The 17,483-nt window shown below is 65.3% G+C and carries 17 protein-coding genes; 7 read left to right on the top strand and 10 right to left on the bottom strand.

What is annotated here, in order from left to right:
• Positions 1-1,800: 1,800 nt before the first annotated feature.
• Positions 1,801-2,982: a DNA-binding protein gene (locus NQV17_RS14750; protein WP_257772845.1), complete on the top strand. Its 1,182-nt coding sequence runs from the start codon at positions 1,801-1,803 to the stop codon at positions 2,980-2,982.
• A 139-nt stretch (positions 2,983-3,121) separates the two neighbouring features.
• On the opposite strand, the gene NQV17_RS14755 is transcribed toward NQV17_RS14750, so the two are convergent.
• From NQV17_RS14755 to NQV17_RS14765, 3 genes are all read right to left on the bottom strand, one after another.
• Positions 3,122-4,135 carry a site-specific integrase gene (locus NQV17_RS14755; RefSeq protein WP_257772829.1) on the bottom strand — a complete coding sequence of 338 codons (1,014 nt, stop codon included), beginning with the start codon at positions 4,133-4,135 and terminating at the stop codon, positions 3,122-3,124.
• Positions 4,136-4,237: 102 nt separating this feature from the next.
• Positions 4,238-4,615: a DUF2471 family protein gene (locus tag NQV17_RS14760; RefSeq protein ID WP_124485970.1), complete on the bottom strand. Its 378-nt coding sequence runs from the start codon at positions 4,613-4,615 to the stop codon at positions 4,238-4,240.
• Positions 4,616-4,743: 128 nt separating this feature from the next.
• Positions 4,744-5,355 carry a helix-turn-helix domain-containing protein gene (locus tag NQV17_RS14765; protein ID WP_044848756.1) on the bottom strand — a complete coding sequence of 204 codons (612 nt, stop codon included), beginning with the start codon at positions 5,353-5,355 and terminating at the stop codon, positions 4,744-4,746.
• A gap of 161 nt (positions 5,356-5,516) precedes the next feature.
• Between NQV17_RS14765 and NQV17_RS14770 the strand changes: the two genes are divergently transcribed.
• Both NQV17_RS14770 and tdh read left to right on the top strand, forming a co-directional pair.
• Positions 5,517-6,716 (top strand): glycine C-acetyltransferase, encoded by a 1,200-nt coding sequence (locus tag NQV17_RS14770; RefSeq protein ID WP_124485968.1) that lies wholly within the window; start codon positions 5,517-5,519, stop codon positions 6,714-6,716.
• Positions 6,717-6,729: 13 nt separating this feature from the next.
• Positions 6,730-7,758 (top strand): L-threonine 3-dehydrogenase, encoded by a 1,029-nt coding sequence (gene tdh, locus NQV17_RS14775; RefSeq protein ID WP_044848754.1) that lies wholly within the window; start codon positions 6,730-6,732, stop codon positions 7,756-7,758.
• Positions 7,759-8,031: 273 nt separating this feature from the next.
• On the opposite strand, the gene NQV17_RS14780 is transcribed toward tdh, so the two are convergent.
• Both NQV17_RS14780 and NQV17_RS14785 read right to left on the bottom strand, forming a co-directional pair.
• The gene (locus NQV17_RS14780; protein ID WP_257772830.1) at positions 8,032-8,433 is read right to left on the bottom strand and encodes a hypothetical protein; all 402 of its coding nucleotides are present in this window, start codon (positions 8,431-8,433) and stop codon (positions 8,032-8,034) included.
• Positions 8,430-9,068 carry a GNAT family N-acetyltransferase gene (locus NQV17_RS14785; RefSeq protein WP_257772831.1) on the bottom strand — a complete coding sequence of 213 codons (639 nt, stop codon included), beginning with the start codon at positions 9,066-9,068 and terminating at the stop codon, positions 8,430-8,432. Before NQV17_RS14785 ends, NQV17_RS14780 begins: the two co-directional genes overlap by 4 nt.
• Positions 9,069-9,259: 191 nt before the next feature.
• Between NQV17_RS14785 and NQV17_RS14790 the strand changes: the two genes are divergently transcribed.
• Together NQV17_RS14790 and NQV17_RS14795 are read left to right on the top strand one after the other, a co-directional pair.
• Positions 9,260-9,874, top strand: a complete 615-nt coding sequence (locus tag NQV17_RS14790; protein ID WP_257772832.1) for a TetR/AcrR family transcriptional regulator — start codon at positions 9,260-9,262, stop codon at positions 9,872-9,874.
• Positions 9,875-9,929: 55 nt separating this feature from the next.
• A complete protein-coding gene (locus NQV17_RS14795) occupies positions 9,930-10,409 on the top strand; it encodes a nuclear transport factor 2 family protein (protein ID WP_257772833.1) in 480 nt (159 codons plus the stop codon).
• Between the two features lie 534 nt (positions 10,410-10,943).
• Here the strand turns inward: NQV17_RS14795 and NQV17_RS14800 are convergent.
• The gene (locus tag NQV17_RS14800) at positions 10,944-12,029 is read right to left on the bottom strand and encodes a tartrate dehydrogenase (protein ID WP_044848750.1); all 1,086 of its coding nucleotides are present in this window, start codon (positions 12,027-12,029) and stop codon (positions 10,944-10,946) included.
• A gap of 117 nt (positions 12,030-12,146) precedes the next feature.
• Between NQV17_RS14800 and NQV17_RS14805 the strand changes: the two genes are divergently transcribed.
• The gene (locus tag NQV17_RS14805) at positions 12,147-13,070 is read left to right on the top strand and encodes a LysR substrate-binding domain-containing protein (protein WP_257772834.1); all 924 of its coding nucleotides are present in this window, start codon (positions 12,147-12,149) and stop codon (positions 13,068-13,070) included.
• Positions 13,071-13,360: 290 nt separating this feature from the next.
• Here the strand turns inward: NQV17_RS14805 and argC are convergent, their stop codons facing one another.
• The gene (argC, locus tag NQV17_RS14810) at positions 13,361-14,308 is read right to left on the bottom strand and encodes an N-acetyl-gamma-glutamyl-phosphate reductase (protein WP_257772835.1); all 948 of its coding nucleotides are present in this window, start codon (positions 14,306-14,308) and stop codon (positions 13,361-13,363) included.
• A gap of 118 nt (positions 14,309-14,426) precedes the next feature.
• Between argC and NQV17_RS14815 the strand changes: the two genes are divergently transcribed.
• Entirely contained in the window at positions 14,427-15,311 is an 885-nt protein-coding gene (locus NQV17_RS14815) for a LysR family transcriptional regulator (RefSeq protein WP_257772846.1), read from the top strand.
• 26 nt (positions 15,312-15,337) lie between these two features.
• Here NQV17_RS14815 and NQV17_RS14820 read toward each other — a convergent pair whose 3' ends face one another.
• From NQV17_RS14820 to NQV17_RS14830, 3 genes are all read right to left on the bottom strand, one after another.
• Positions 15,338-15,802 carry a hypothetical protein gene (locus tag NQV17_RS14820; protein WP_124520195.1) on the bottom strand — a complete coding sequence of 155 codons (465 nt, stop codon included), beginning with the start codon at positions 15,800-15,802 and terminating at the stop codon, positions 15,338-15,340.
• A 60-nt stretch (positions 15,803-15,862) separates the two neighbouring features.
• On the bottom strand, positions 15,863-17,080 hold the full coding sequence (locus tag NQV17_RS14825) for a patatin-like phospholipase family protein (RefSeq protein WP_044849279.1): 1,218 nt from the start codon (positions 17,078-17,080) through the stop codon (positions 15,863-15,865).
• 123 nt (positions 17,081-17,203) lie between these two features.
• Positions 17,204-17,483 (bottom strand): SDR family oxidoreductase (locus tag NQV17_RS14830; protein WP_257772836.1); only part of this gene is annotated, 280 nt, incomplete at its 5' end.

A 17,483-nucleotide genomic window follows, 5' to 3' on the forward strand; every position in this document is an offset into this window, starting at 1 on the left:
AGGAGAAGTTTCACGGAAGGATAGCGCCTGTGGTGATGTGCGTCCAGAACGACATGCTCACCATAGCGGGTGAAGTGCGCGTATGAAATGGCACTCACCCCAACCCTCTCCCGAAAACCCTCACCGGTCCGGATTTACAGCGTTTCGGACTCGTCCAGACGTGTCGCGGGATGCGCGGATTCACAGATTTTCGCCTGTGCTCGACACGTGCGAAACTTGCTCCCGTATCGGCTCACCTTTCGATTTGTCGTAATTTTACGACTGCGCTTCCGGGTCCTCGTCACAGGGTCGCCACTGGACGTCGCGACATCTAGCGGACAGGCCCGCACCGGCCTGTATGCATGTACAGGCGCGGCTGACCGGAGCGACGCAACCGCGCCCGAGCCCCGGAAACCGCACCCAGAAAGGATGCGCCGCGACGCCATCGAAGCCGATTCACAGGCCCGGGCGCGCATTGTACAGCGCACGGAAACCGTTCGGTCCCGAAAATTCTCACCTCAATGGCTCGGGATTCTGTGCCCCGGATCCCGACGAGTCCCCGGCACACGCGGGATCGCCAGCCAGGACCTCCCGAAAAGCCTCACCTTATTGAAAAAAGCGACGCTCCAACGGATGCGGATACGGCTCCCGAAAAACCTCACCGTAACCGCCGCGGTATCAAAAATGTCAATGCCGTCCGATACTTATGTGCAGCAGGCGTTCCGCTGTGTCCGGCGATCGTCCCCCGAAAAGCCTCACCTTTGCGGCAGGCGAGCGTCGGCGGAAGCTGTGTATCGACTCCCGAAAACTCTCACCTGTGCCAAAAAGTGGCACAGCGAAAATCAGATTTCTGCCAGTCCCGACGGGCTTTTCAGCGAATTCGCCCCGTCATGGGTCCCGAAAAGCCTCACCTTTGCCCTATTTTCGAGCAAATGGCGCTCCCGAAAAGGCTCACCTATCAGGCAAACGGCAGCCTGTGATCGATGTCCCGAAAAAGCTCACCTAAGCGGGATCCGGCCAGGAAAACCCGGATTTCGCCCCCGAAAAACCTCACCTTTCAGGCTTCACAGGGCACTTTTGCTGTGCAAAATGACCGTCGTTTCCCGGAAATCCTCACAGCAAATCCCTGTGGAGTCCCGTGAAACCTCACCTTTCATGAAAACTGCCCAAAAGATGGGCAGAATGGGGGCGCGAGTAAGGTCCCGCAAATTCTCACCTATGTCTGCACAGGCAGAAAACTGTGCACGCAGGCACAGCGCGGGTTCCATGGCTGTGCAGCCCCGAAAAGCCTCACCTTTGGGAAATCTCGCATTTCACTGTGATCCCGAATCCGCTCACGACCTTTCCTGCATCGGCTCACGCAGATCCCCGAACCCCATCACTTCAGCTCCCGCAGAAGATCACCTTGGTTCCCGTAAAACTTCACCTTGTCGGCCGGAAAGCCTTGCTACATAAGGCTGTGCCGTGGCGTTAACGTTTTTAACTAAGGGTTCAAGGGTGTTTACTTCTAATACTCTCAAGACATCGGTCGTCGAGTTTTCCACAGAGACCCCAACCCCTGAACACCGACAGCGAGCGTGACGCCCATCATGTGAAACAAATGCCCTTTTTCGGGGCTTCCTAAAAAACACTTTCAGCACAAGTACTTGGCTCGCTTTCTTCGCTTTGTTTCACGGAATCGGGACGCTGGCTCATCCAGATCGGCTCACAGCGCCGATTTCTCTGCACAGCGACGTAAATTCACCACGGCCGACAAAAACAGGTATCAAAACATACGTATTCCGTTATGATCACAACATTTCAATGTCTGTGAGTCCTGCCATGACGCTGGATGAAATACGTGAAGCCATCCGGGAAGAACTCGAATCGCTACGCGCGAGCGGCGCGCGCCGCCAGGAGTTGTCGCTGCATGCCTGCAAGCGCCTGTTTTTCGATCTCGGCATCCGGCCGTCGGCCGCCAATGTCCGCGATCTGACCCAGACCGGCAGTGCCAGCGACATTCCGAAGGACATCGATCATTTCTGGGAACGGATCCGTGCCGCGTCGAAGGTTCGGCTCGACGGTGCGGCGATTCCGAAAGCGGTCGAGGAAAAGGCGGGCGCATTGCTCGGCGCGCTATATGAAGAGGCGTTGAAAGCGGCGAGGGAAAGTCTCGATGTCGACCGCGAGCAGATTCGCGCCGGCGTGACCGATGCGGAACAGCGGCTGCGCGACGCCACGGTTCGCCAGGAAACCCTCGAGGGCGCGCTGACGCGCAGCGAAGCCCGCAACGAGCAGCTGCAGGCGCGCGTGACCGAGCTCGAGGTGCAGTTGGCCTCGCAATCGACGCACGGTTCGGCAAACGAGGCGACGCTGCTCACCACAGTCGCCCGACTCGAAAAGGAACTGGCCGCGATGGCCGGCCGCGTCGATGCCGAACAGACGCAGAACGCAGCGCTGCGCGACCGTATCGACACGCTGCAAGCCGAATTGCAGCAGCGCACCGAACACTATGCGCAGCAGATCAAGGATGCGGTGGCCGAAGCCGAGCGCCGCGTCAAACCGATGCTGGTCGAGCTGGACTCGCTGCGCAGCATGGCGTCGACCTATCAGAGCGGTTTGCGCGACGTGCAACGCAAGGAATTCGATTTCCTTCAGCAACTGAGTTCGACCAAGGCCCGCGCGGACCGGCTCGAGGAACAGCTTCGCAGCCAGGGCGACGAGTTGGAGCGCGCGACGCGCGAGGTGAATACGCTGCGCGCGAGCCGCGGGATGAACCCGGAGATTTCCGCGCTGATCCGGCGCCTGGCCGATGCCGGTCAGCTGGATGCCGATGCGTTTTCCGCGATCGGAACGTCACTGGACCATGAAATTCCGGTGCCGACCCAGTGTCCGCATTGCGACGGCGAACCGGAGTTGTCGCATGGCGACGACGGGTTCGAAGTATCGTGCCCCGAATGCGAACATGCATCGGGGCCCTGGCCTTCACGATTCGAAGCGGTCGCACGCTTTGCACGCGATTGACGCGCCGGTCGGCACAGCGATCGCACAGGTGAGGTGATTCGGGACGCGTGAGGTGAGGTTTTTCGGGAGCAGCGAAATGGTGAGGCTACGCCACACAAGGCTGCTCACGGATCACGTCGCGTGAGCAGCCGGTTCGGCATCAGTGAGTTTCGTCCTGGTCGGACGCGTCACCATTCGCGAGATCGTCACGCCAGTTTTTCCACGCGCGGTGCAGCCGGTTCGACGAGATCGGCCGCACGAAGCCGAGCCATTTGCCGACCCGCTCGGGCGGTACGTCGTGTTCGAACAGCTCCGCCGCATAGGTATTGCGCAGCGTTTGCGGACTTGCGCGCGCGGTGCGCGACGACGTCAGCCCCGCGGATTCGACGATCGCATCGATCGCGCGCAGCATCGTCGCCTTGTGCATCGGCCGCCCGGCGTGCGATGCGGGAAACACGAGCTCGCCGGGAATCTCCTGGCGCTTGCGCTCCACGAGCCATGCTTCGAGCAACGCGATCGCGAACGACGCCAGATGGGTTTCGCGCGCGAAATCGGGATGCGTCGACGGGATCTGCAGCGACGTTCCGCTCGTGTTGATGCAACTAATCGTGAGCACGCGTGCTTCGCCGGTCTTCACGCCGGCGCCGAGAAACGCGGCGACGAGCGCGCGGTCGCGCCGCTCTTTCCAGTATGCGGAGCCCGACACGCCGATCGGCGAAAACAGGTAGGCCAGCAACTTTGCGCGTTCGGCTGGCGTCAGGAAACCGGTTGGCTCGTTGTCGCGTGCCTGACGCCAGTTCGCTTCGCCATCCTGAGCAATGAAGCGGGCCGGGTTGGTGGACGCGAACTCGGTGCGCCGGATGTGGTCGAGCACGCGTTCGATCAGCCGCAAATAACGCATTCGCTGCGTTTTCCGGATCGGAAGCTCGGCGACGAAGTTCGCGATCGTTGCGGTATCGACGGTGGCCAGGTTTTTCTGGTTTGCACGCAGCCACGCAAGAAAGGCGCCCCATTGCGCGCGGTAGACGTCGGCCGACGAACGGCGGTAGTCCTGCATGGCAAGCCACGCGTCGAACGCGGCTTCGGGCGAGATGATCCAGTCGGACGCGCCGCGGTCGAACAGATCCTTTTCTTCCGGGCGTGCCGGGGTGTCGGAGGGCGTGGGAAGGGACATGTTATTTATTCCGTTAGTTGCGTATATGGTAGCCCTTTCCGCAACGTCGCGGACAGCAGGATGCGGGAGCCGTCCACCGTGTCGGACGCTCGGGGCCTGACGTCAGTCGCCCCACGCCTTCGACGGGCGGTGAACGCGCTCGCGGGGCGCTGCTTCCTGCGATTTGGCCGCAGCTTCATACGCGAGGACCGCGAACGAGAACACGGCGGGCAGCGCGTTCGATCGGCCGAAGTCGATCGGATCGTCTGTTTCGGGAAAGGTCATGTCCGACGGCCGTTCGAACAGTTGACGCATGCCGGCCTCGTGCCGGCTGGCAAAACCGAGATCGGCGAGCGCCTCGGCTTCGATCGCGTGCAGCAGGCGCCACGACAGCGGGACGCGCTGACGGATGTAACGCCCGGCTATATGGCGAACGATCAGTTCGAGGTCGTGCGCGGCAGCCTTGAAGCTGAGCGCGGCCAAATCTTGTTCTTCTGTCATCGCAGGCTCCTGTCGACCGGCGCGGGCGCCTCGGTGCGCCGCCCCGGCCATGCATGGCGGAATGTTCGTATACTGTACAAACATACAGTATTTTCCGCAACTGGCCTTTCGGCCAGCTACCCGCATCGTCAGCGATGAATCACGATCAGTAGTGCGCGCGCTTCGGCCTTGCCGGGGTTGCGGATCGCGTGCGGCGTGTCGGCCGGGTAGCGTGCGGTGTCGCCCGCCTTCAGGCGTCGGCTCGCCGCCGCGGCTTCGATTTCCATCGCGCCCTGCAGCACGGTGAGGTGCTCGCGCGTGCCGGGTTCGTGCGCGTTCGATACGAGCGCGCCGCCGCCCGGCAGCGTCAGTTCGTACCACTCGAACTTGCCGGCCAGGTCGATCGGGCCCCATACGCGCAATTGATAGCGGCCGTCGTGGCCGGCGAGCGTCGGGATGTCGTGCGGGCCGTCCACGCGGATCGTCTCCGGCGCTTTCGGCTGAGAGAACAGCTCGTCGAGCGTGATGCCGAGCGCGTTCGTGAGCCGCCATGCGACCGCGATCGTCGGATTGGCCTTGTCGCGCTCGATCTCGGAAAGCATCGACTTCGACACGCCAGCCGCGCGCGACAGGTCGTCGAGCGTCAGCTTGCGCTCGTTGCGCAGGCGCTGGATTTGCTCGCCGACGCGCGGCGGCGTCACGCCCGGCGCTTGCGGTGCGGCGCCGGCAGGCGTGCGCCGCGACGCGGAGGAACTTGCCATTTGGTTTCCGTTCGCTTAGAGTTGTTCGGTATTTCGAATTCTAGTTCGGAATATCGGATAAATGCGGTCAACCGAACGACCGACTATAACAGTAGCAGGCCGTTGCGCGGCCGCCACGAGTGGCGCGCGACGGGATGCGAATCCCTGTCAGGAGCTTTGCGATGCGTGATGCCTTTCTCGCCCAGGTGCGCGGGACGCTCGACCAGATCCGCGCGGACGGTTTTTACAAGACCGAGCGCGAGATCGCGAGTCCCCAGGCGGCGGCCGTGCGGCTCGCCGGCGGTGCCGGCGTGCTGAATTTCTGCGCGAACAACTATCTCGGTCTGGCGAACGATCCGCGCCTGATCGCCGCGGCGCAGGCCGGTCTCGACCAGGACGGCTTCGGCATGGCGTCGGTGCGCTTCATCTGCGGCACGCAAACCGTGCACAAGCAGCTCGAAAGCGCGCTGGCATCGTTTCTCGGCACCGAGGACAGCATCCTCTATTCGAGCTGCTTCGATGCGAACGGCGGCCTGTTCGAGACGCTGCTCGACGAGAACGACGCGGTGATCAGCGACGAGCTGAACCACGCAAGCATCATCGACGGCATCCGTCTCTGCAAGGCGAAGCGTTTCCGCTACAAGAACAACGACCTGTCCGACCTCGAGGCGAAGCTGAAGGAAGCCGACGCCGCGGGCGCGCGCCACAAGCTGATCGCGACCGACGGCGTGTTCTCGATGGACGGCATCATCGCCGACCTGAAAGGCATCTGCGACCTCGCCGATCGCTACGGCGCGCTCGTGATGGTCGACGATTCGCACGCGGTCGGCTTCATCGGCGCGCATGGCCGCGGTACGCCCGAGCACTGCGGCGTCGACGGTCGCGTCGACATCATCACCGGCACGCTCGGCAAGGCGCTGGGCGGCGCATCGGGCGGCTACGTCGCGGCCCGCCGCGAGATCGTCGAATTGCTGCGCCAGCGTTCGCGCCCGTACCTGTTCTCGAACACGCTGACGCCGAGCATTGCCGCGGCGTCGCTGAAGGTGCTGGAACTGCTCGGCAGTGACGAAGGGGCGAAGCTGCGCGAACGCGTGCGCGAGAACGGCGCGCGTTTCCGCGAGCAGATGACGGCCGCGGGTTTCACGCTCGTGCCGGGCGCGCATCCGATCATCCCGGTGATGCTCGGCGACGCGCAGCTTGCGACCAACATGGCCGACAAGCTGCTGGCCGAAGGCGTCTACGTGATCGGCTTCTCGTTCCCGGTCGTGCCACGCGGTCGCGCGCGCATCCGTACGCAGATGAGCGCCGCGCATACGCCCGAACAGATCGATCAGACGGTCGCCGCGTTCGTGCGCGTCGGCAAGTCGCTCGGCATCGTCTGACGGAGGCGCGACCATGAAAGCACTGGCAAAGCTCGAACGCGGCCCGGGCCTCACGCTCACGCGCGTGAAGCGCCCCGAAGTCGGACACAACGACGTGCTGATCAAGATTCGCCGCACGGCGATCTGCGGCACCGACATCCATATCTGGAAGTGGGACGACTGGGCGCAGAAGACGATTCCCGTGCCGATGCACGTCGGTCACGAATACGTCGGCGAGATCGTCGAGATGGGGCAGGAAGTGCGCGGCTTCGCGATCGGCGATCGCGTGTCCGGCGAAGGCCACATCACGTGCGGCTTCTGTCGCAACTGTCGCGCGGGGCGCCGGCATCTGTGCCGCAACACGGTCGGCGTCGGCGTGAATCGTGAAGGCGCGTTCGCCGAGTACCTGGCGATTCCCGCGTTCAACGCGTTCAAGATTCCGCCCGAGATCTCCGACGATCTCGCGTCGATCTTCGATCCGTTCGGCAACGCGACGCATACGGCGCTGTCGTTCAATCTCGTCGGCGAGGACGTGCTGATCACCGGCGCGGGCCCGATCGGCATCATGGCCGTCGCGATCGCGAAGCACGTCGGCGCGCGCAACGTCGTGATCACCGATATCAACGACTACCGGCTCGAACTTGCGCGCAAGATGGGCGCGACGCGCGCGGTCAACGTCGCGCGCGAGTCGCTGCGCGACGTGATGGCCGACCTGCGCATGACGGAAGGCTTCGACGTCGGTCTCGAGATGTCGGGCGTGCCGAGCGCGTTCACGAGCCTGCTCGAGGCGATGAATCACGGCGGCAAGGTCGCGCTGCTCGGCATTCCGCCCGCGCAGACGGCGATCGACTGGAACCAGGTGATCTTCAAGGGGCTCGAGATCAAGGGCATCTACGGCCGCGAGATGTTCGAGACCTGGTACAAGATGGTCGCGATGCTGCAAAGCGGTCTCGATCTGTCGCCGATCATCACGCATCGCTTTGCGGCGGACGATTACGAGAAAGGCTTCGCCGCGATGCTGTCCGGTGAAAGCGGCAAGGTGATTCTCGACTGGACGGTCTGAGTGCCGGCGGGGCGGTTCGGTACGTTTGCCGGCTGCCCCGCTCGTGCGGGCATGAGCGTTTGTCGGGGCTGGGCGGCTTCGACAAACGCGTAAGGTGAGAATATTCGGGAGCTGTGTTTGCGTACCGAACGGCGGCTCGATCATGCTGCCGCGTGTCGCGCAGGCGTGGAATTCAACGTCGTCAGTCACAGCCCGGCCTCGAGGCGTGAGCCGATCACCGACGTGCAACTCACCCATCAGCCCGCCAGCCGGCATCGCTCGGTGCGCTGCCTGCTATTCGATCCGCTCACCGTTCGGCCATCGCGGCTCGAGTTGCAGACTCAACACGACGAGCCAGCGTTTCGGGCATTGCGGTGCGATTTCGATCAGATCGCCATACGCACCGGACACCGTCACGAGTCCGTGTTGCGCTGCATGCCGATACGCACGCGATGCGTCCGCCTGAAGCCAGAAGCTGACCAGCGCGCACGTGACGAAGCGGAACAGCAGCAATGTCGCGGCTTCCGGCGTGTCGCCCAGCAACACGAGCAGGTTGTCGAACGCGAGAGTCAGCATCTGCGTGACCGCGATCGTGATGACCGTCAGCTTCGCCAGCCCGCGCATGCGCAGTGCTGCCCGCGTGCGGGCATGACGTAGTGCGAGCCGCGCGCGATCGTCGTCGCTTTCGTGTCTCACGACGCCGCTCCGGCGCGCTGCGCGACGTCGATCGATGTCGTGTCGGATACAGGCATCGGCTCGACTGCTACGCCAACCGCCTTGCACAGGATTGCGCTGTCGTAGCTGTGTCCTGCAAACCGCATCACGTCGATCAACCGAAACCCTTCGCGACGATAGAAGTCGACGAGCCGGACAGCCGCATGCGGCGCATCGAGCGCGATGTGCGTCGCGCCACGCGCGGCAGCCCGCCGTTGCGCGAACGCGAGCAGCGCACGGCCGATGCCGCGGTCCTGCCAGACCGGATCGACGGCCAGCTGGCCGAGCGTCGCGACGCGTCGGCTGCGATACGGATCGCAACGCGAATCGGGATCGTGCGCTTGCATCGTGATCGTCGCGACCAGATGCGCGTTGCCGAGCGCGACGAAACACTCGCTGGTGAGCATGCGTTCGCGCGTCGCCGACGCCGGCTGGTCGACACCCGGACAGTTGAAGCCCGCAGCGCCGAGTGGCGCGTACGCACGATGCAGCAACGCGGTCAGCGACTCATACGAATCGCTGCGCGGATCGAAACGCCTTACCACCACGCGGCCGTCGAGCCGCTTCGCATAAGCCGCATAGGCACGCGCGGAGCGTGCGGATTCCGGTCGCTGCATGATGTCCTTTCGGCCAGACAGGGTGACCGAAGTGTAGTGAGCCCCCCGCGCCAGCTTCAAGAAAAAATGTCGTAAACGCCGGCTGCAATGCGCCGCTCGCCATCGGGACCATGCGGCGATCGGCCCTTCCGACGACAGGGCCTTTTCACGCGGCTGTTGACGAGGGAGAACGATCGTTCTACCGTAAACCCATGAACACACATGACGACCTCTCCGGCGAACCGGCCGTTCGCGACCGGCTGCTCGACGCGGCCGAAGCGCTGATCTACTCGGGCGGCATCCACGCCACGGGTGTCGATGCGATCGTGAAGCGATCCGGTGCCGCGCGAAAGAGCTTTTATTCGCATTTCGAATCGAAGGAGGCGCTGGTCGTGGCCGCACTTGAGCGCCGTGACGAACGCTGGATGCGCTGGTTCGTCGACGCGACGCTGGCGCGCGGCAAGTCGCCGCGTGCGCAGTTGCTCGGCATGTTCGATGTGCTGCGCGACTGGTTCGGGGAACCCGATTTTCACGGCTGCGCATTCCTGAACGCGTCCGGTGAAATTGCCGACGCCGACGATCCGGTGCGCATCGTCGCGCGCATGCACAAGGCGCGCTTGCTCGCGTTCGTGCGCGAGCGGTTCGACGCGTATGCCGACGCAGCCGGGATCGAGCGCCGCGGGCTGGCCCGCGTCGCACGTCAATGGCTGGTGCTGATCGACGGCGCGATCGCCGTGGCGCTCGTCAGCGGCGATGCCGTCGCGGCGCGCGATGCGCGCGCGGCTGCCGAATGCTTGCTCGATACGGTGTCTCGAGCGTCGAAGTAACGCGTCCCAACCGGCTGCGTTCGTGCGCAGCCCCAACCTTGAACAGGAGCATCCCATGTCCGCTTCCCCGGAAGTTCGTCCGCCCGTTCCGCCCTTCACGCTCGACACGGCGCGCCAGAAAGTGCGCGCCGCGGAGGATGCGTGGAACACGCGCGACCCGCTGCGCGTGTCGCTCGCCTATACGCCGCAGAGCCGGTGGCGTAATCGCGCGGAGTTCGTGACGGGCCGCGACGAGATCGTCGGCCTGCTGCAGCGGAAATGGACGCGCGAGCTCGACTACCGGCTGATCAAGGAGCTGTGGGCGTTCGGCGGCAATCGCATCGCGGTGCGTTTCGCCTACGAATGGCATGACGACGCCGGCAACTGGTTCCGCTCATACGGAAATGAAAACTGGGAGTTCGACGAAAACGGCTTGATGGCGCATCGCCACGCGAGCATCAACGATCTGCCGATTCGCGAAGCGGACCGCCTGTACCACTGGCCGCTCGGCCGCCGTCCGGACGATCATCCCGGCCTGTCCGATCTCGGGCTGTGATGCAGCACGATGACGACGCGTGAACGCGTTCAATCATGCATCGAGCGTGCCGCCTGTGCTCAACGGTGAGGAAATTCGGGAGCCGTGTATTGAGGTGAGTGTTTTCGGGAGAAGGGGCGATTCCGTGCGGGACGGTGTGATTCTTCACGTCCCGCGTCTCACCGATCAATCTTCGCAGGAAACGGCGCGATTGCGCTGACGGAAGCGCCGTACGCATTGTAGTGCTCGCGCTTTCGTTGCCCGCGAGCGAATCGAATGCGACATCGACACTGGCGGGATTCAATCGGTGTGTAGCGATGCGCGATGCAATTCACCGCTCGACTTCGACGTGATGCAGGTTACAGCGATGGATCGACGCGTGACCGTGCGGGTCACCGCATCGCGTTGCTCACCGTTCGACATCGATACCGACACACGCGCATCCAGGCCCGCGCATCGGATTCAACCAAGGTGCGCGGCAGCCGGTCGCGTTGCTCACCCCTGAACACGCATCCATCGACCACCTGGCCAGCGCGCACCCTTCACATCGTTTCGTCAGCCGGCGATCCGCGCCGCGATCGCTTCACCCACTTCCTGCGTTCCTGCCTGGCCGCCGAGATCGCGCGTGCGCGGCCCGGTGCGCAGCACGTCCTCGATCGCCGCGACGATCGCATCGTGCGCTTCGCGTTCGCGGCCCGCGCCGTTGCCGAGGAAGTCGAGCATCATCGCCGCCGACCAGATCATCGCGATCGGGTTCGCGACGTACTGGCCCGCGATGTCCGGCGCGGAGCCGTGCACCGGTTCGAACAGCGACGGAAACGTGCGATCCGGGTTCAGGTTCGCCGACGGCGCGATGCCGATCGTGCCCGTGCAGGCCGGCCCGAGGTCGGACAGGATGTCGCCGAACAGGTTCGACGCGACCACGACGTCGAAGCGGTCGGGCTGCAGCACGAAGCGCGCGCACAGGATGTCGATGTGCTGCTTGTCGACGGCGATCTCGGGATAGCGCTCGCCCATCTCGGCCGCGCGTGCGTCCCACCACGGCATGCTGATCGCGATGCCGTTGCTCTTCGTCGCGACGGTCAGGCGCTTCGCGCGGCGCTGCGCGAGCTCGAACGCGAACTTCAGCACGCGCTCGGTGCCGTGACGCGTGAAGATCGACTGCTGCATGACCACTTCGCGCTCGGTGCCTTCGAACATCGTGCCGCCGACCGACGAATATTCGCCTTCGGTGTTCTCGCGCACGATCATGAAGTCGATGTCGCCCGCGTTGCGGCCGGCGAGCGGCGACGGCACGCCGTCGAACAGGCGCGCGGGCCGCAGGTTGATGTACTGGTCGAACTCGCGGCGGAATTTCAGCAGCGAACCCCACAGCGAAATGTGGTCGGGCACCGTCGCGGGCCAGCCGACCGCACCGAACAGGATCGCGTCCATGTCCGACAGCTGTGCCTTCCAGTCGTCCGGCATCATCTTGCCGTGCTGTGCGTAGTAGTCGCAGCTCGCCCAGTCGATCTGTTCGAACTGGAAACGGATGCCGAAGCGCGCCGTCACGGCGTCGAGCGCGCGCAGGCCCTCGGGCATCACTTCACGGCCGATGCCGTCACCGGGGATGACGGCAATCCTGTACGTCTTGTCGCTCATGCAAGCCTCCTTGGCTGTTCGGGCCGCCGGCAGCGTGCGCAGCGGAACGTGACGCCATTTTATTTATTTCCATTCAGATTAAAATCGTGCGAAAGGTTAATCGACTTTCCACGAATCGTGAACAAATCGCCGAATCTCGACGACCTGCGCGTCTTCAGCCTGGTCGTCCGCCTGACGAGCTTCAGCGCGGCCGCCGAGCAGCTCGCGGTGTCGCCCGCGTACGTCAGCAAGCGCATCGCGCTGCTCGAGGCGCAGCTCGGCACGCGGCTGCTGCATCGCTCGACGCGCCGCGTGACGGTCACGGAGGCCGGCGAACGCGTGTTCGCGCGTGCCGAGAAGATTCTCGACGACGTCGATCATCTCGTCGAGGACGTCTCGACCACGCGCACGGTGCCGCGCGGCACGCTGCGCATTTCGAGCAGCTTCGGCTTCGGCCGCCATGTCGTCGCGCCTGCGTTGCTCGACTTCTCCGCGCGCTATCCGCAACTGAACGTACGGCTCGATCTGTTCGACCGGCTCGTCGACGTCGCGGGCGAAGGCTACGACCTCGACGTGCGCATCGGCGACGAGATCGCCGATCGCCTGATCGCGCGCCGCCTTGCCGCGAACTACCGCGTGCTGTGTGCGTCGCCCGACTATCTCGCACGACGCGGCACGCCGCGCACGCTCGCGGATCTCGCGTCGCACGACTGCCTCGCGATCAAGGAGCGCGACCATCCGTTCGGCGTGTGGCGGCTGAACCTGCGCGGAGAAACGGCCACGGTGAAGGTCGGCGGCGCGCTGTCGACGAACCACGGCGAGGTGGCCGTGCAATGGGCGCTGGCCGGGCGCGGGATCGTGCTGCGCTCGATCTGGGAGGCGGGGCCGCTGATCGAACGCGGCGCGCTGCGGCGCGTGCTGCCGGACGTGATTCAGCCGGCGAACATCTGGGCGGTCTATCCGGAACGCGTCGCGGCTTCGGCGAAGGTGCGCGTGTGCGTCGATTTTCTGGCGGAGGCGCTCGCCGGGTTGAATGCCGCGGCGAGCGACGATGCGGGCTGAAATCGGCGAAAGGTGAGCTTTTACGGGGGCATGTCTGCGACGTCGGCACATGCCCGTTTTGGGCTTGCCATCGCGTCATGGGCCGACACGATGCAACAGGCAGCGATACGTCGATGGCCGCGAGGCACGGGCCCGACCGACGATGATGCCCGCACCCGCACCCGCACCCGCACCCGCACCCGCACCCGCACCCGCACCCGCACCCGCACCCGCACCCGCACCCGCACCCGCACCCGCACCCGCACCCGCACCCGCACCCAAACCGCGGCTCACACCCGCGGCTCAGGCGTTCAAGCCGCTTTCGCCGCGCTCGCCGCGCCGAGCATCAGGTCGAGATTCTGCACGGCCGCGCCGGATGCCCCTTTGCCGAGATTGTCGAACACGGCGGACAGCAGCACCTGACCGTGATCGTCATTGACGAACACGCTCAGCCGCAGGTCGTTCGTACCGTTCAGCGCCTGCGGATCGAGATGCGTGATCGTGCGCGTATCCGCGAGCGGCGTGACCTCGACATGGCGCGCGCCGGCGTAATGGTGCGCGAGACACGTGTGCAGCAACTCACCAGTCACGCCGGCCGGAAGAAGGCGCAGCTCGATCGGCACCGTCAGCACGATGCCTTGCCGATAGGCGCCGTAAGCCGGCACGAACAGCGGACGGTGCGCGAGCCCGGCATGCAGCTGGATCTCGGGCGCATGCTTGTGCGCGAGCGCGAGGCCGTAGACCTGCAGCGGTTTCGCGCGCGCGGCGTCGTTCGATTCGAATGCGTCGACGGCGGCGCGGCCGCCGCCCGAGTAACCGGACACCGCATGGATGCTCACCGGGTAGTCGCGCGGCAGCAGGCCGGCCTGTTGCAGCGGCCGCAGCAGCCCGACCGCGCCCGTCGGATAGCAGCCCGGATTGGTGACGCGCCGTGCATGTGCGATGGTCTGCGCGTGCCCGTCGGCCATCTCGGGGAAACCGTAGACCCATTCCGGTTCGGTGCGATGGGCCGAGCTCGCATCGATCACGCGTACCGCCGGATTCCGGATGAAGCCGACCGCTTCGCGCGCGGCGGCGTCGGGCAGGCACAGAATCGCGATATCGCATGCGTTGATCGCTTCGGCGCGCCGCGCGGGGGCCTTGCGCTCGGCATCCGGCAGCGTGACGAGCCGCAGGTCGGTGCGATCCCGCAGGCGCTCGTGGATCTGCAGTCCGGTCGTACCTTGGTCGCCGTCGATATAGACAGTAGAGAGGCTCATGATGGTCGCGTTCCTCGTTTCGGGCATCGGGAAAGCCGTATCGTCCATCGAACGCCTAGAATAGGAAAAGTTGAATTTCCTGATGACCGGATTCAGTTTTCCTGAACGAGAGGTGGGCATGCGCGAGATCAGTCTGGACCGGCTGCGTACGCTGGTCGCAATCGCCGACCAGGGATCCTTCGTGGCCGCCGCGCAGCTGCTGCATCTTGCGCCGCCGACGGTCAGCCTTCATGTCGCCGAACTCGAAAGCCGCATCGGCGCGCCATTGCTGTCGCGCACGCGCGGCAACGTACAGCCGTCGACGATCGGTGCGGTGCTGGTGGAGCGGGCGCGCCGTCTGCTGGCCGAGGTCGAGTCGACCCTCGACGACGTGGAGCGGCAGGTGCAGGGCCTGACCGGGCGGGTGCGCCTCGGCGCATCGACCGGGGCGATCGCCCATCTGTTGCCGCAGGCGGTGGCCCGGCTGCGCGAGCAGCATCCGGACATCGATGTCCAGATCGCGGTGCTCACGTCGCACGACACACTGGCGCGGCTTGCGCAGGGCTCGCTCGATGTCGGGCTGGTCGCCCTGCCGCAGGCGGCGGTCGCGGGGCTGTCGATCCGCGCGTGGCGGCGCGATCCGGTGCTGGCCTTTCTGCCCGCGGACTGGCGGCTGCCGGCACGCGTGACGCCGGCCTATCTGGCCGCGCGCCCGCTGATTCTCAACGATGCGACCACCCGCCTGTCGCGGCTCACGACGGAATGGTTCGCGCTCGGCGGCCACCGGCCCGAGCCGCGCATCGAACTCAACTACAACGATGCGATCAAGAGCCTGGTTGCAGCGGGTTACGGCGCGACGCTGCTGCCGCACGAGGCGGGCGCCCCGCTGCCCGACCCGCGCATCGTCACGCGGCCGCTGCGTCCGGCGTTGTGGCGCGAACTGGGCATCGCGCATCGGGCCGGCCCGGTCGAGCGGTCGACCCAGCACGTGCTCGACGCGTTGTGGGCGCTCGGCGCGCGCTAGGGCGCTCGGGGAACCGCGCCGCCGTCCTACAGCCGGTTGTCCTTCGCGAGCATCAGCACGCGCGCCCAGCGCTGCGCATCGCGCTTGTCCATCATCGGCAGTTTCCATTCGCCGCGCACCGCGTCGCGCACGCGCACGACGAGATGCCAGCGGCCGCCGATCGGCGCCGCCTCGCAGCCGTCGAGCTGCGACAACGTATAGCGGCCGTCCGCGCCGTCATGCGACAGCCACAGCAGCCCCTGCGTCGCGGACACGCGCACCTCGCCCCACGCGCGATGCACGATGTGGGTCCAGCCTTGTTCCTTCGTGTTCGGTGCGATGTCGCGGCGGCGCTTGATCCACCATGCGATCAGCGCGATCAGGATCGCGGCGGCGAGCACGGCGGCCGCGATCGCGACCGGCTGGCCGAACTGCGCGGCGATGACGTGAAACAGGTGGACGGCGCCCCATCCCAGGGCGATGAGCGCGAATAGCGCAATGAAGATCGGCATGTCGAATCGGAACAGAGGACGGACCGGCGCAGCCTGCGCGCCGGTCCGTCGCACGCGGCATCACCGGCGGCGGTGAATGTCGTGCGTGACGAAGCCCGCGTCGTTGGTGGGCAGCGCGAGGCCGTCCTTGACCGCGAGCGTCTTGCGGATGTCGTCGAGACCCGCGCACCAGTGGTCGCGCATCGTCGACAGACCGAACTGATAGTCCTTGTAGTGGTGCTCGTACGCCTTCTGCTGATAGATCAGGTGCTGGATGTTGTATTTCTTCCCGCTCGACATCGCTTCGGCCTCGATGCACCACGGGTCGTTCTTGCGCTGCTCTTCCGGCACCTGCTCGAGCACGTGGCGCAGCACGTTGCGGTAGCGCTGTTCGCGCTGCAGCGTATCGGTGACGAAACGCGTGCGGCTCGAATACTGCACGTCCTTCGTGCGTTCCGCGACGTCGGCCATCGTGCGCGGCAGCGGCCCGCGCGCGCTCCACAGATCGACCTGGAACGCGAGCGTGTCGCGCCGCGGACGCGCGCGCAGCACTTCCATCAGCGGCGTGTTCGACACGACGCCGCCGTCCCAGTAATACTCGCCGTCGATCTCGACCGGCGGGAACGCGGGCGGCAGTGCGCCGGACGCCATGAAGTGCTCGGGTTCGAGGCGAATGCGCGAGTTGTCGAAGTACACGAAGTTGCCGGTGCCGACGTTGACCGCGCCGACCGACACGCGCGTCTCGCCCGAGTTGATCCGGTCGAAATCGCACAGCTTGAGCAGCGTCGCGCGCAGTGCCGACGTGTCGTACCAGCTGATCTTTTCCGGATGATCGGACACGCCCGGCAGCGGCGGCGGGAAGCGCGGCGAGAAGAACCCCTGCTGGCCCTGCATCATCGCGCTTGCGGCCTGCGATGCGGTGAAGAACGTGCGGACCTGGTCGATGCTGTTGAACAGCGCGAATTCGAACGCGGCCGGAATCGCGGGAAAGAACGCCGGCTGGCAGATCGTTTCCCAGAATTGGCGCAGCCGCTCGACACGATGTTCGGGCGCATTGCCGGCGATCAGCGCGGTGTTGAGCGCGCCGATCGAGATGCCTGCGATCCAGTCGAGCGGAACGCCCGCTTCGTGCAGCCCTTCGAACACGCCGGCCTGATACGCGCCGAGCGCGCCGCCGCCCTGCAGGACGAGCGCGATGGTTTCGTACGGCAGCGATCGCGCAGCGGCCGGCGCGCCGGCTTCGTGATGCAGGTCCGCCGCATCGACGGCCTGCTTTTCTGTACGCGCGTGCGGTTTCATCAGTTGCTCCGAGAAATCCCGCCGTGGACGGCGGTGACGGATGGCGTGGCGTCGACCGACGGCACGCCGTCCCTGGTATGGATGGTGGTGTGGAAGTCGCCTCCCGTTACAGAGGCGAGGACCTTACTGCATGAACCAGCCGTGGCTGACGACGAACGACTGGCCCGTGAGCGCAGCGCTCGGGAACGCCGACAGGAACAGCACCGTCTGCGCGACGTCCTGCACCGTCGTGAACACGCCGTCGACCGTGTTGCCGAGCATCACCTTCTTCACCACTTCCTCTTCGCTGATCCCGAGCTCCTTCGCCTGCTCCGGAATCTGCTTGTCGACCAGCGGCGTGCGCACGAAGCCCGGACATACGACGTGCGAGCGCACGTTGTGCTTCGCGCCTTCCTTCGCCAGC

The organism is Burkholderia sp. SCN-KJ, from assembly GCF_024656005.1.
GTDB lineage: Bacteria > Pseudomonadota > Gammaproteobacteria > Burkholderiales > Burkholderiaceae > Burkholderia.